The organism is Methylophaga sp. UBA2012 (assembly GCF_002335235.1).
GTDB lineage: Bacteria > Pseudomonadota > Gammaproteobacteria > Nitrosococcales > Methylophagaceae > Methylophaga > Methylophaga thalassica.
This window is the reverse complement of sequence record NZ_DDCG01000001.1, coordinates 95002-110193: the sequence shown is the minus strand read 5'-3', so window position 1 is coordinate 110193 and position 15192 is coordinate 95002. Positions and strand designations below refer to the sequence as shown.

Below are 15192 nucleotides of genomic sequence, written 5' to 3'. Positions count from 1 at the left end.
GGACGCGTAGCTCAGCTGGATAGAGTACCTGGCTACGAACCAGGCGGTCGCACGTTCGAATCGTGCCGGGCGCGCCATCTGTCTCTCCACTACCCCTTCCCCACAATCATCAACCATAATCATTCATGATGGCTTGTTTCAGTCATCTGTTCTGAAAAACTATCTTCTGATGAGATTCACTCTATTAATAAGCGTGAGTTAGAAATATCATTTTTTTAACTCACAGAAATAATCAACCGATAAAAATAAAGGTACTTCTGCTAACTATAGCCTAGGCACCTCTATTATATGAGTATCGAATGGTGAGCAGATCAGATGAAGCTATCGAGCTATCTTGACGCAACCTGCACGACAAGAATTATCTATCCGGATTGATCAGGATTTTTATGTCATCCATCACGACATCAGATGAAAATTGAATAGCAAATTCAGGATGAATCGCATTCTTTATTTTCTCGGCTATCAATTGCGACTGATAACTTTGCTCTACTGTGAAACGTAATAAAGGCATTCTGGCAACTCGCAAGACATTATCGAGGAAGTCATCACGGAGTTGTCTTGCAGGCTTTTCATGTGAACTATCGTCAAGTTCTATCGCACATAAAATATCGGCTGTTTTCGTGTCAGTCAGAACAAAATCAACGTGCTTGGACTGAATTTTGTTAAAGGCTTTTTGCCACTCAGATTTAGACTTCGTTTGCTTCACGGTCACGATATCAGCCAGTCGCACTTTAGAAGAAATATCATACTGTCCATCGACGGCAAGTTTCAGGCTATGTTGGAATGAGAGTTCTGCCGGAGTGAGTAATGATGGTTGTTTACTGTAGGGATATTCTGTTGTCTTTTCTGTTTTATCCTTGTCATCCTTCATCAAGGCGAGAAGCAGAACAGCCACTAATATGACAATAAACAATCCAATAAAAACAAATGACATCTTAATATTCCAGCTGAAAAGCTGATCTTAGAATAGATGCTCATCGCTCAGCAATGAATAAAGACATTATTCTACGATTATTTAATAACCATTTGTTTTAAATAAGAATAATTAACTGATGACGTTAATATCCATATCCGGATATTAAAGTCTTATTCCAAGCCGCGACAGCAATTAAATGCATGTGTATACAAAGTCGCTATCAAAAATGCTCTTTTACGATACTTTAAACTGTCTGACCATACTGGTGAGCTTTTCACTTAATTGCGCAATTTCCTGGCTCGCCTGTGATACCTGCTCAGATCCTTCGGCTGTGTTTTCTGACACCTGTTGAATATTATGCACATTGCTATTAATTTCGTTGACCACATGACTTTGCTGCTCGGCTGCGGTCGCAATCAAGGTATTCATCTCAGTGATTGAGCTAACCGAATTGGTAATTTCTTTTAATGAATTGGTGGCATCTACCGCTTTTGACACAAGCCCTTCAATACTCTTCTGATTCAGTGCCATCGAGTTAACAGCATTATCTGATCCTTGCTGCAAAGTAAGGATCAGGTCTTCAATCTCTTTGGTTGAGTCTTGTGTTTTTTGTGCTAAAGAACGCACTTCATCAGCCACAACAGCAAAACCTCGTCCCTGATCGCCTGCACGAGCGGCCTCAATAGCTGCATTTAAAGCAAGTAAGTTTGTTTGTTCAGCAATGCTTTTAATTACATCAAGTACGGTACCGATGTTTTCACTATCTGATTTCAGAGTTTTAATGACAGAGGTTGAAGTATTAATTTCTGCTGCAAGGTTATTAATTGAGGCAACAATTTCCTCAACAACTTTACGACCAGACTCCGAGTCTTTATCGCCTTTAATAGCCGCTTCAGAGGCCTTTTCAGCACTAATGGCAACTTCTTGTACGGTTGCTGTCATCTCGGTGATAGCTGATGCGACGTGCACCGTTTCATTTTTTTGTTTAGCAATATTCTTATTGGTTGAAATACTCACCACTGAGGTTTCTTCCGCTGCAGTCGATAATTGCTCTGATGCTTGAGTAATACTGATGACCAAACTCTGAAGTTTTTCGACAAAACGATTAAATGTTTTCCCCATCGCACCTACTTCATCAGCGCTGTCAAAATTCATCCGTTTTGTTAAATCATTATCCTGAGCCATTGCGGTAAGAACAGCCATCACGCCTTTAATGGGGGTAACGATATTACTAATAATAATTTTTGAGATGAAAATACCAATTATTAGTGAAGCCACTGCCATTGCAATCAGGCTAAATAAACTGGAGCGCTGCACATTCTGAACATTTTTTACTGACCGGTTTGTAATATTATCGATGCTCGCTTGCATGGCTTGTAAGCTTTCAAATAATTTTGCTTCGATATCCTGTAGCTGTGCCTGCTCATCCTTTGATAGATAACCACCGCCCGACATACTTCCACCGCGTTTGATAATCTGAATCGCACTATCAACGTATTTCTGATAATTAGCCTGCTGCTCAACTACTTTAGCTGTATTTTCGTCCAGACTAAGCACATCCGCGTGTAAATCAGCATCAAGTACCTTGCCTTTCGATTTATCCAGGATAGTGACGATGTCTTGCATCGCTTGATTGGTTTGTGCAGTGATATTTTCTATGCTGGTGAAATGCTCTTTGATGATGTTTCTTCTCGCCCCTGATTTGGCATCAATCATCAACTGCTGTAATTCAGCCGCTTTTTTTAATTGAAGCTGACTCGCTTCAGACACATTTTTTTCAAGTGGCAGTGACATCTCATGAATAACAGAAAATTCCTCTGAAATATTATTCATTTTGAAGATAGCAAAAGCAGAGATGATCACTTGGGTTATGCCAAGAATAATAACCACACTGAAAATCTTTTTCCCGATAGGAAGGTTCTTAATAAACTGCATTCCAGCTCCAGCCTCAGTCAAATTTAATCGTTAATTATGTCAACCATGAATATTTCATAGTCTATGCAGAGAGTATATCGGATGAATTTTTTGATAATTAAAATTTTTAATTGCCAAGCACTGATAAACAGGAACATAGCGGTCAATATACTGAAGGCTTCACCTTAAGTTTTTCTTAACGAAATCGATGCAAACTGGCGTTCACCGATCATTTCACTGCATCTACTAGCGATGAGTGATTCTGCTGATAACTGATGGACGCTCCATGCAAAAAAACGATAACAACAGCCTTTTTTCTGATCTTTATTTTATTTTTAGTTCAGCATTTATTTTGATGCTATTACAGACGCTATTGAGAGCAATTCTGTTGTGGCGAAATAATGATCTCAGTGCCGCCATTCCCAACCATGATCTCATTCAAGCTTTTATCACCGGGCTCCGCTTTGACTTAATCGTCACTGTTTATGTACTGCTACCCTTAATCATTGGTTTGCTATTTAAAAAAGGGTTAAACAACCGCAAAGTCTACACGCTCTGGCTTACCTTTGTGTCCAGTGTGATGATCTTTCTCGCCATTGTTGAGCTCGACTTCTATCATGAATTTCATACACGACTAAACAGCCTGGTATTTGAATATATGAAGGAAGATCCGGCAACGGTGTTAAGCATGATTTGGTATGGCTTTCCTGTTGTCACTTATCTCATCATCATTGGTTTACTTATCACAGCATTGTTTTTTATCTTTACGCTAAACAGCCGAATTAACCAAACTAAATCTACAGATAAAACTCGATACAGCTTAAGAATGACAGCATTCTTTGTGGTCGTGGTGATATCTGTTGTTGCTGCGCGTGGCACATTACGTCAGGGACCACCACTTCGTTGGGGTGATGCCTTCCAGAGTCATTATCTTTTTGCCAATCATTTAGGTTTAAACGGTGTTTATACATTAGCTAAAGCGGTCATTGGTACTAAAAAAGGTGACAACAAATGGCTCAAGAAAATGCCAATAGCTGAAGCCGACAATACTGTGGAACAGATGGTTTTAACGCCATCGGATACACTACTAGACCCAGACTACTCGCCTGTCTTACGTACTTACCATGCCCGTACAGGTGAAAGCAAAAAACCATTAAATGTTGTGTTCATTCTGATGGAAAGTTTTAGTGGTGAATATGTCGGTGCCTTGGGCCATGACGAAGGTATTACTCCAGAGTTCGACAAACTCGCCAAACAAGGCCTGTTATTTAATCGCTTTTTTTCTAATGGTACACATACTCACCAGGGCATGTTTGCTTCATTAGCCTGTTTTCCTAACCTGCCGCACTATGAGTATTTGATGCAACAACCTGAAGGCAGTAACCATTTTTCAGGTTTAATACAAATGACAGCTGATCGAGACTATCAAAGCATGTATGTTTATAACGGCGATTTTGCCTGGGATAACCAAAAAGGCTTTTTTGGTGCCCAGGGTATGCAGCGTTTTATTGGCAGACATGACTTTGTGAATCCTGTTTTCTCCGATCCTACTTGGGGTGTATCGGATCAGGATATGTTCGACCGGGCTGCCGAAGAGTTACAAAAAATGCCTAACGATAAGCCGTTTTTTGCCTTTTTACAGACTTTATCCAATCATACGCCATATGCCTTACCTACCCCACTGCCTGTTGCAAAAGTCACTGGACATGGTGAATTGAATGAGCATCTAACAGCGATGCGTTATGCCGACTGGGCATTAGGTCAGTTTTTTAAAAAAGTGGCCAAATCAGATTATTTTGACAACACATTATTTGTTTTAGTGGGTGATCATGGCTTTAGCACCCCCAATCAAGTCACCGATATTGATATGCTCAAATTCCATGTGCCGCTATTAGTGATTGGTCCAAATGTTGTTAAAAACTATGGACACAGTAATTCAACAGTTGGTGCTCAAGTGGATATCGCACCGACTGTAGCGGGTTTACTGGGTGGAGATACCACTTATAGCTGCTGGGGCCGTGATTTACTGAATATTCATGACGCCGGATTTGCCGTGATCAAACCATCTGGTTCAGATCCGACTACAGCCATCATTGATGATAATAAAGTACTGGTTAAATCAACCGATAATTCCGCCTCGTTGTATCAATATCAGCTATTACCTATAGCATCAGCTAGTGAAATACATGACACGGCAGATACGGAAAAACTGGATCACCGTTTAGACGCCTATATTGAGTCTGCCACATCGACTTTATTACAAGGTAAAGCTGGAGTAAAAACACCAAATAAGGGCGTGGCACTGAATGACCAATCCAGCGAATAATTGCCAATTTCCTTATATTTAGTTATGTTGTGCGCTAGTTATTTGCAAAAAGGCTCAATCATAATATGAACATAAGATTCCTGATTATCCCATTGTTGGTGACAACATTTGCAGCTCATGCTGATAGTTCTACATTAGATGCAGCGGTAGGTGGCGGTATTGGTGGCGCTGTAGGCGCTGCCGTTGGCAATGAAGTCGGTGGACGTGAAGGAGCAATGATAGGTGGTGCCATTGGTGCAGCCACGGGTGTAGCCGTCAATACTGATGAATCAGCAGGTCACGGTGAACATCATGAAAAACATTATCATGATGATCATAAAGGTCATTTCTGTCCTCCTGGTCAGGCCAAAAAAGGCAACTGTTAGCTCCCTCAAAAAAGCCGTCATTTCTGACGGCTTTTTTATATGCCTTATTTATTTAGCAAATACTCACGCCATGACCCGAAAGCGGTAATATCCGTCGCATCATCTAAACCATAAGATTCACAAATAAAGCCTGTAACCCAACGGCCGTCTGTCACTTCCAACTTACCTAAGCCCAAAGGCGCGGCAATACCTGCCAGAAATGAGCCCAGCGTTGCCGTTGGTATCGACCAGAGCTCAATCTCAATAGCTGTTCCCTGTTTATCTCTTACTAAGCCAGGCCGCATTGGCGGGCCGCCAGCTAGGGCATAAAGCTTATAGGCATTGGCCGTCACCGTTTTCTCTAAAAAGACGCCGCCACGTTCCGTTAATTGATAATTCAGCGGTTGTCCTTGTAGATGCGCGCCACACACCGCCAGCGTAATACGATCACCAGTGCCAGCTATTGATGCAGAAGAATCTGGGCATTCAAGCTCTATAGCGCCCAGTGGTAATCGCAGTGATTGCTGCATCAAATTGGCAAAGGTTAATAATCTGGCATCACTGAACGCACGGGAAAACAAGGTTACACCAAAGGGTAGGCTCGAAGTAATGAACCCGGTCGGAACCGCTATCGCACTGCAATCAAGCAAGTTCATAAAGTTGGTGTAATGACCCAGATTACTATTGAGTTTTATGGGATCAGCCTGAACTTGTTCAATGGTATAGGTTGTTCCGGCAGTAGGCGTTAGAATAAAGTCGTAATACTCAAGCACATCCCTCACCTGCTGTCGGCAAGCTTGTAACTTATATTCTGCTTTAAACAGATCATCTGCACGTGCCTCTTCCTGCGTCGCCAGGATATCCTGAATCACCTGCAACATAGCGTGTCTGTCGACACCTTCTGTTGCCACACGCCGTTCAGCTACCCAAGGGCCTTCATAAAGCAGTCTGGCTGCCGTGAAGAATGGTTCGAAATTGATAATATGTTTCTTACCACCCAAGTTTTCCAGGTGTTTCACCGCTTTCTCAAACTGCTCGGCGTATTCAGCATTACCAAAAAAATTCAGTTGCTCTGCCTGTGGGACGGCAAAATTAAAGGTGATATTGTCTAACTTGCCGTAATTACCTTTATTGGTATCGACGTTTGGTCTGGCAAACGCATCATTTTGATCAAATTTCGCAGCCACATTAAACACCGTATTGGCATCATCAGTAGTCAGGCTAAAAATAGACACACAATCCAGGCTGCGACAGGCGGGTACAACACCATCAGTACTCAATAAGCCTCTAGTCGGTTTTAACCCGATCAAATTATTAAATGCGGCTGGTACCCGACCTGAACCAGCGGTATCAGTACCTAATGAGAAACTGACTAAACCTAATGCCACTGCTACTGCGGAACCCGAGCTGGAGCCACCTGAAATATAGTCTTTATCAAAACTGTTATGGCAAGGCCCCCACTTTTCAGGTGAACGCACGCCGACTAAGCCAGTGGCAAATTGATCCAGATTGGTTTTACCCAGTGGAATGGCACCGGCATCAATTAATTGCTGAACAACAAAGGCAGATTTGTCCGGTGTATACGCATACGCCTCGCAACCTGCCGTCACAGGAAATCCCGCTAATTCGATATTATCTTTGATGGCAAAAGGAATCCCATATAACGGCTTGTCTGCTATATTGCTGTCATCTAAGGCATCCAGATAAGGCTGAAGCTGTTCGAGACTAAATAATTCAATCCAGATATTGTGATCAAGGTAATGCTCACAACGCTCCAGAGCATCTTTAATCACTTGTTTGGGTGTCAGCGTGCCATCTTTATAAGCTTGTTGTAGCGCGGCAATCGTCATATTTTGTTGTGACATTATTCAACCTCCAGCACTAATAAACGATCACCCATCCCTACCTGTGAGCCGGGTTTTCTTGAGAGAGAGCTGACTTTGCCGGCCTGTGGTGCGGTCACCAGGATTTCCATTTTCATCGCTTCTAAAATCATTAAGGTGTCGCCTTCTTTCACGTCTTGCCCCTCTTCCACTTCAATCTTCCAGATACTGCAATTTAATGGACTATCCACCGAAATAGCATTGTCAGCTAATGGCAATAAGGCTTCATCGACCTCCGCTTGCTGATCACCGCTATCAAAATGTAATAAACCATCACGCTTCCAGCGTTCTAATTCTTCGTTGAACGCCTGCTGGCGTGTCGCGGTGAAGGCATCAATTTCAGCCTGATGTTTTTCGATAAACGCGTTGTAGTCTTTTAAATTGAAACGGGTTTCTTCAATCTTGAGTTCATAGTTACCATGAATAAAGTCACGACGAATCTGCATTAACTCATCATGACTGACTTCATAAAAGCGAATTTGGTCAAAAAAGCGTAATAACCACGGCTGCGTGAATTCTTTGGTTTTCTCGTAACGATTCCACATTTGCAGAGTCCGTCCGATAAACTGATAACCACCCGGCCCTTCCATGCCATACACACATAAATAAGAGCCACCGATACCGACCGAGTTTTCCGCCGTCCAGGTTCTGGCCGGGTTATATTTCGTCGTCACCAGACGGTGTCTTGGATCCATCGGCGTCGCTACTGGGGCACCCAGATAGACATCGCCCAACCCCATCACCAGATAACTGGCATCAAACACAATTTTTTTGACGTCATCTACGGAATCAAGCCCATTGATTCTGCGGATAAACTCAATATTGTCAGGACACCAAGGCGCATTTTGTCTGACCGATTGCATATACTTTTCACTGGCCAGACGACAGGCTTCGTCATCCCATGAGATCGGGATATGCACAATCCGGGTGGGCAAATCTAAGTCATCCACATGCTGAATATCTTTTTCTGCCTGCTTTAACACGGTCATCAACGCATCGAGTGATAACACCATGCTGTCATAGTGCACCTGTAGCGAACGGATACCTGGCGTCAGTTCTAAAATGCCCGTCACCGCCTGTTCCTGTAACCACAGCATTAAAGCATGCACTTTAAACCGAAGATTGATATCTAAGGTTTGCTCACCAAATTCGACTAAGAGGTAGTGATCCCCAGCCAGTCGATAAGTGATATCTATACCGGTTGACGCATCTTTGCTGATAGCATGCACAGGTGTATCGATAACCGCAGTCTCTACTGACACAGCTTGTAGACTGAGGCCATCAATCGCCTGGTTTTGTGCACGTTCTAAGGCGTTCGCTGTTTCAATCGATACCGGCACAAAGCGCACCGTATCACCGGCTTTTAACTGTCCTACCTTCCATAAATCTGCCGTGATAACGGTTGCCGGACAAACAAAACCACCCAGCGAGGGGCCATCTGGGCCCAGAATGATCGGCATATCCCCAGTGAAATCGATTGAACCGACCGCGTAAGCGTTATCATGAATATTAGAGGGATGTAAGCCAGCTTCACCGCCGTCGGTTCTCGCCCACTCTGGTCTTGGGCCAATCAAACGCACACCAGTACGACTGGAGTTGTAGTGGATTTTCCAGTCCGTATTAAAGAACATCTCAATATCACTATCAGTGAAAAAATCCGGTGCGCCATGCGGCCCATACACCACATGAATATCCCAGTGATGTTGAATTTCAGGCTGACAATCCTGGGCTAGTGTGGCTGTATCAGAAACCGGTTGTTCAGGCAGGATATGTAATACATCACCTGTTTTCAGCGTCCGCCCAACATGACCACCAAATTGGCCTAAAGTGAACGTAGAACGTGAACCTAAATATTCCGGACATTGAATACCACCAGCCACTAATAGATAGGCTCTGGCGCCAGCACCTTTGACCTGTCCTAATTTCAGCTTGTCACCGGCTTTTACTGAAATAACTTGCCATGCGGATTGTGGTTCGCCATTTAACTCAATGCTCAGTTCGGCACCCGTCACCACAATGCTGGTTGCGACATTAAAACTCAGCTCAGGACCAGACAAAGTGATCTCCAGCCCCGCGCAGGATTCATCATTAGCTAATAAACGATTGCCAAGACGGAAAGACAAACTGTCGAATGGACCTGATGGTGGAACACCGATATCCCAGTAGCCGACACGTGCAGGGTAATCCTGAATGGTTGTCATCGTGCCCGGAGACAAGATATTGATGGTCGAAGGCTGGTAAACAAAACTATCCAGATAACGTGTAGTGACCGCAGCGTTTAAAAACGCCTCATCTTGTAAAATCTGACCGACATAATCAGCATTGGTCTCTATGCCATAGACCTGCAATTCATCTAAAGCAGCCAATAATTTCTGATGGGCCAGTTCGCGACTATCAGCATGGCTGATAATTTTCGCCAGCATCGGATCATAAAATGGTGAGACTTCAATACCGGCTTTCACCCAGTAATCGACACGAATCGCGTCGCTTTGAGGCCAAATGACTTCTGTCAGTAAACCCGAAGATGGTTGAAACTGTTTATGCGGATCTTCAGCATAGAGTCTGACCTGGATCGCATGGCCTTTGGGTTCAGGCGCAGTGGCAGGTAACTGCGATTCTTTAGCACCGACTTCCACCATCCAGCGAACCAGATCCACACCATAGACTTCTTCCGTAACCCCATGCTCAACCTGCAAACGGGTATTCACTTCCAGGAAGTAAAACTGTTGATTATCGGCGTCATAGACAAACTCCACCGTGCCGGCACTGCGATAATGAATCGCTGACATTAATCTGACCGCGACTTCCTGCATATCAGCACGAACATCGTCAGGAATATTCGGTGCTGGTGCTTCTTCAATCACTTTCTGATTACGACGCTGGCTGGAACAGTCCCGATCACCCAGAGCCAGTACATGGCCTTCACCATCACCCATCACCTGTACTTCGATATGACGAGCACGGGTGATAAATTTCTCCAGAAATACCCCATCATTGGAAAAGTTATTGGCACTCAGATTTTTTACAGAGTTAAACGCCTGACGCAGTGAAGCTTCATCATCACAGCGGTTCATACCGATACCGCCGCCGCCAGCTGTGGATTTCAGCATCACCGGATAGCCAACTTGGCTGGCTTGCTCAACGGCATCATCAAGTGAGCTTAATAAGCCCGTGCCTGGTAATAACGGTACGTCGTTTTCTTCTGCCAATGCCCGAGCGCTGTGTTTTAAACCAAATGACTCCATCTGCTCTGCTGTGGGGCCAAAGAAGACAATATTATTCTGCTCACATAAACGAGCAAAGCCCGGATTTTCACTCAGAAAACCATAACCAGGATGAATCGCTTCAGCCCCTGTCTGTGTGGCTATATCAATGATAAGTTGTTGATTAAGATAAGTCTCACTGGCACGGCCTTCGCCCAGTGAGTAGCTTTCATCTGCAGCACTGACATGCAATGAGTCACGATCGGCTTCGGCATATATAGCCACTGCCTTAACATTCATCTCATGCAAGGTGCGAGTAATCCGTGTGGCGATGGCGCCCCGGTTAGCAATTAAAACTTTCTTAAACATGATGGGTATTCCTATCTGGGTCGTCCCAGCTAATAAAGCGCTGTTTCAGGTCGTCCCGAAACATAATCCGTATTACCCCCAGATCACCACTTCAACCGGTGTCGGGTTATAAGCATTGCATGGGTTATTTAATTGCGGACAGTTGGAGATCAACACAATCACATCCATTTTTGCTGTCATTTCCACGTATTTACCCGCTTCAGAAATACCATCTGCAAAGGTCAAATGGCCGTCTTCAGTCACAGGCACATTCATAAAAAAGTTAATGTTATGAGTGATATCGCGTTTACTCACGCCAAAGTGCTCGTTTTCGGCTACCGCTAGCATCCAGCTATCACGGCAGGCGTGCATGGTTTTTTTCTCCAGCGAATAACGCACGGTGTTGGATTCTGTTGCACAGGCACCGCCCAGCGTATCGTGGCGTCCACAAGTATCAGCAGTGATCTCTAACATGGGTCTGCCAAGATTCGACAACAATGTTGTGCCAGCAGTAAGGTAGACATTACCTTGCTCACGAAGGGTATCAATCGCACTATAGCGCTCACTGGGATCCGCTAAACTGTAAAACAAAGTATCGGCGGCCTGATTACCATACAAATCGACAATACGCAGTGTTTGCCCCGCTTTCAGTTCATGCATCCAGTAATCACCTGCTAACACTTCTTCACGGTAGCTGGCTTGTTCAGGGTTTAAGTTACTTTCTTTAATCACAACGTTATCCTTTGCTCATTAATGGTGATGACCGCATTGATGGTATAGACGGTTATTTTCAAGACCACGCTGGTTTTCATCGCAGTGATTCAAACACTCGTCATCTTCCGTCACCGGAGCAGATTTTCTTAATTGGTAGGTGACAGCATGTTTAGGATAGGCATCAGCTGTATTCATCGGGTGTGGGCAGGTATGGAATAACACCAAGGTATCCATTTCAAAGCGTAAATCGATGAAGTCACCGGCTTTGCTGTTGTTTTCAACAAACTGCATATTGCCTTCAGCATCCGTTTTGACCTGGCTGAATAAATTGAGATTCGCTGCCATATCGCGGCGGTTTAAGCCGTATTTAGCCAGCTCAACCAAAAAAGCATGCTCGCCGCTTAAGGTCCAGTCATTACCGGCTTCCTGATAACTTCTGCCACCCCAGCGTTTTTTCATATTGACCGTGGTGAGATTGCCGCCAACGGTATCATGCCAGCCCACTGTGTCTTCAATAATGGAGCAAAAAACATGCCCCATATCTGAGTACAAACAATGGCCTTTGGTCAGCTTAAAGGTATGCTGACATTTCAAGGTATCCGGCGCGTTATAACGCTCCAGTTTATTCATCGGGTTATAAAACAACATACCGACATTAGCGCCACCTTCGTTATCAATCAGGCGCAGTGTCGTCCCTTTTCTTACTAACATTGACCAATGCGTGCCACCAGGCAATGTATCCTCATATATCAGATCGTTTTGTTTATCACTCATGGTGTTTCCTGCTTTTGTTTCATCGTGTTTGAAATGTCTTCTAAAGTGGATTTGCGTGTATCACCCACCGGAATATCAAAGGTAATAGAGGCCCCATACCGGTTTGGGTTATCTGGGTCTTGACGGTGTTTATCAAACACTAATAAGCGTGTGCCCAAATAAAAGCCTTCGGTTAAGTCATGGGTAATCATGAAAATGGTGATGCCGGTTTTTTGCCAGATATCTAAAATCAAGGCATGCATATCAGAACGAATGCCAGGATCAAGCGCACCAAACGGCTCATCCAGCAATAATACTTTCGGTTGTTTAATTAAAGCCTGCGCAATGGCCAGCCGTTGCTGCATACCGCCAGATAGTGATGTCGGATATTGATTCGCCACATGGCCCAACCCAACCAATTCAAGCATTTCCTGAGCCTGCTCACGGACCTGTCGTCGCTTGCTGCCAAAACATCTGCCCAATAATCTGGATTGACCAAACTCGACACCCAACATGACATTTTCAATCACATTGAGATGAGGGAAAACAGAGTAACGCTGGAAGACAATACCCCGGTCAGCATCGGGCTCATCACGGATGGGATCACCATCCAGTAATAACTCACCTCGAGAGGGTTTCTCGGTTCCCAGCAGCATTTTCAGAAATGTGGTTTTACCACAGCCTGATGCGCCCACCAGCGTTATAAACTCGCCTGCTCTCACCGTCAGATTGATATTCTCAAGAACGACATTATCGCCGTACTCTTTCCATAATTTTTTCAGCTCGATATTGTTCATTTAGCCCCTCCCTCAGTCTGCTGCCACGGGAAGGCATATAAGGACAAACGACGTAATAGATAATCAGTCAGAAAGGCCAATAAGGTAATCCACAATACATAGGGCAAAATCACATCCATCGCCAGATAACGTCTGACCAGAAAGATACGATAACCAAGCCCTTCTGTTGCCGAGATGGCTTCTGCGGCAATTAAAAATAACCAGGCCGCCCCCAGACTTAAACGCACTGCATCAATCAGTTTTGGTAATACCTGAGGTAAGACTACTCGTACAATCAATTGCCAGGTTGAGGCGCCTAATGTTTGTGCTTTGATGATCAATTCTTCAGGTAACGCCATGACACGTAATTGCACATCACGAATCAAAAATGGGGTGATACCCAGCACAATAAGCGTAATTTTGGCGACTTCACCTAAACCAAAAATGATAAACAAGATAGGTAAAATCGCTAATGGTGGTACTAGAGATATAACGGTGACCACTGGTGCAAAACTGGCACGCAGTAGAGGAATAATCCCAATCAGAATTCCAACGATAAGACTGATAAGCGCACTGATACCAACGCCAATCCCCAGCCGTTGCAAACTGGCCAGCGTATCGGCCCATAACAGGTATTCACCAGTACGTTTACTGGGTTCAAATGCCATCATATGAATGGCATGACCAAAGGCTTCGAAGGAAGGCATCAGCTTATCATTAGGATTCACCGCTAAGCGCTCATTCGATGCCACCAGATAAGCCAGTAAAATCAGGATAAAAGGTAAAGCACCTAATAACCATTTCCCAGCGTTACTCGGCTGTTGATTGATAAGTCGTTTCATAATAATTCTCTGGCAAATGACGGTTACAGAGAACCGTCAGCCGCCATAGACATGAAAGACGAATCAAAACGCAGCTTAACGTTCGCTGAGTTACCGACTACAGTGCCATCTGGATAAGCAATACCAATAAAGCCAGCATCCATCGCACCTTCACCTAATAAACCATGCTCGAATGAAAACTCACTCACATACTTCATGGTTTCAGGCAGTTGTTTGCTTTGAGCAAAGGCCACGGCATCTTTTGCTTCATAGAACATATTGGTTGCTGCCAATTGCGCTTCATAACCCGGCAAATCAGTGCCTGAGGCTTTAGCCATAAAGGTCAGCGCATCGGTATCTTTAGCCGCCATACGCGCCATGATTTCATACCAGGCACCGGTTAAGGCTTTACCAAAATCAGGGTTATCTTTCAGGGTGTCAGTGTTGACCACTAACATATCGATGATTTCGCCAGGAATTTGAGAAGAATCGAATACTTTTGAGGTATTAGGCATGGCAGCCACTTCAGATAACAGTGGATTCCAAGTGACGGTAGAAGTCACGTCGTCTGCGTTAAACACGGCTACCAAATCGGCATCTGAAGTATTCACGACTCTGACATCACGCTCACTCAAACCAATGGTATCTAGAGCACGAGCTAATAAATAATGAGAAACAGACAGCTCAACCAGATTAACGTTTTGGCCCTCAATGTCTTTCAGGGTTTTACCTTCGCCCTTCAGGACAATGCCATCGTTCCCATTAGAAAAATCACCAAGAATTAATGCGGTAGAGTCGACACCACCCGCAGCAGGAATAGTGAGCGCATCCATATTCGTCATGGTGCAACCATCAAACTGACCAGCCGTATATTGGTTGATGGATTCAACGTAGTCATTGATTTGAACTATGTCAATTTCGATACCGTATTTGTCCGCCCACTTTTTTACAATGCCCGCATTCGCCGCATAGTCCCACGGCATCCAGCCTGCATAAATAGTCCAGGCAATACTGAATTTATCTTTTTGTTCAGCATTCGCTGAGAAGGGAACGATAAGGAGAGAGAAAGAAAGCAGCAAGAAGCTGAAAAAACGAAGAATGGAGAACTTCATGAAGTTACCTCACAGTTAGTTAGAAACACGGTGCAAGAGATGTTTTACAAAAAACAATCTCCCGGGCTTTTATCCCTCCGTG

General features: G+C 44.2%; 11 protein-coding genes and 1 tRNA gene. 3 read left to right on the top strand and 9 right to left on the bottom strand.

Annotated features, from left to right (window positions below; genetic code table 11):
• Positions 1–4 precede the first annotated feature (4 nt).
• A tRNA-Arg gene (locus B2248_RS00500) sits at positions 5–77 on the top strand.
• A gap of 281 nt (positions 78–358) precedes the next feature.
• On the opposite strand, the gene B2248_RS00495 is transcribed toward B2248_RS00500, so the two are convergent.
• Both B2248_RS00495 and B2248_RS00490 read right to left on the bottom strand, forming a co-directional pair.
• Entirely contained in the window at positions 359–934 is a 576-nt protein-coding gene (locus B2248_RS00495; protein ID WP_273181736.1) for a DUF2726 domain-containing protein, read from the bottom strand.
• A 216-nt stretch (positions 935–1150) separates the two neighbouring features.
• Positions 1151–2851, bottom strand: coding sequence for a methyl-accepting chemotaxis protein (locus B2248_RS00490; protein WP_273181737.1), 1701 nt, complete (start codon positions 2849–2851; stop codon positions 1151–1153).
• Positions 2852–3116: 265 nt separating this feature from the next.
• Here B2248_RS00490 and B2248_RS00485 point away from each other — a divergent pair, with 265 nt between their 5' ends.
• Complete coding sequence (locus B2248_RS00485; RefSeq protein ID WP_273181738.1) at positions 3117–5156, top strand: LTA synthase family protein; 2040 nt, start codon at positions 3117–3119, stop codon at positions 5154–5156.
• A 65-nt stretch (positions 5157–5221) separates the two neighbouring features.
• A complete protein-coding gene (locus B2248_RS00480) occupies positions 5222–5521 on the top strand; it encodes a YMGG-like glycine zipper-containing protein (protein WP_007145415.1) in 300 nt (99 codons plus the stop codon).
• Between the two features lie 44 nt (positions 5522–5565).
• Here B2248_RS00480 and atzF read toward each other — a convergent pair whose 3' ends face one another.
• From atzF to B2248_RS00445, 7 genes are all read right to left on the bottom strand, one after another.
• Complete coding sequence (gene atzF, locus B2248_RS00475; protein WP_273181742.1) at positions 5566–7365, bottom strand: allophanate hydrolase; 1800 nt, start codon at positions 7363–7365, stop codon at positions 5566–5568.
• Positions 7365–10955, bottom strand: coding sequence for an urea carboxylase (uca, locus tag B2248_RS00470; protein WP_273181744.1), 3591 nt, complete (start codon positions 10953–10955; stop codon positions 7365–7367). Before uca ends, atzF begins: the two co-directional genes overlap by 1 nt.
• A 72-nt stretch (positions 10956–11027) precedes the next feature.
• The gene (locus B2248_RS00465; protein WP_007145418.1) at positions 11028–11666 is read right to left on the bottom strand and encodes an urea amidolyase associated protein UAAP2; all 639 of its coding nucleotides are present in this window, start codon (positions 11664–11666) and stop codon (positions 11028–11030) included.
• A gap of 18 nt (positions 11667–11684) precedes the next feature.
• The gene (locus B2248_RS00460) at positions 11685–12422 is read right to left on the bottom strand and encodes an urea amidolyase associated protein UAAP1 (protein WP_273181749.1); all 738 of its coding nucleotides are present in this window, start codon (positions 12420–12422) and stop codon (positions 11685–11687) included.
• Positions 12419–13198: an ABC transporter ATP-binding protein gene (locus B2248_RS00455; protein ID WP_007145420.1), complete on the bottom strand. Its 780-nt coding sequence runs from the start codon at positions 13196–13198 to the stop codon at positions 12419–12421. The genes B2248_RS00460 and B2248_RS00455 overlap by 4 nt, the downstream gene beginning before the upstream one ends.
• Positions 13195–14019: an ABC transporter permease gene (locus tag B2248_RS00450; protein ID WP_007145421.1), complete on the bottom strand. Its 825-nt coding sequence runs from the start codon at positions 14017–14019 to the stop codon at positions 13195–13197. The genes B2248_RS00455 and B2248_RS00450 overlap by 4 nt, the downstream gene beginning before the upstream one ends.
• Positions 14020–14042: 23 nt before the next feature.
• Positions 14043–15110 (bottom strand): putative urea ABC transporter substrate-binding protein, encoded by a 1068-nt coding sequence (locus tag B2248_RS00445; protein WP_273181752.1) that lies wholly within the window; start codon positions 15108–15110, stop codon positions 14043–14045.
• Positions 15111–15192 lie beyond the last annotated feature (82 nt).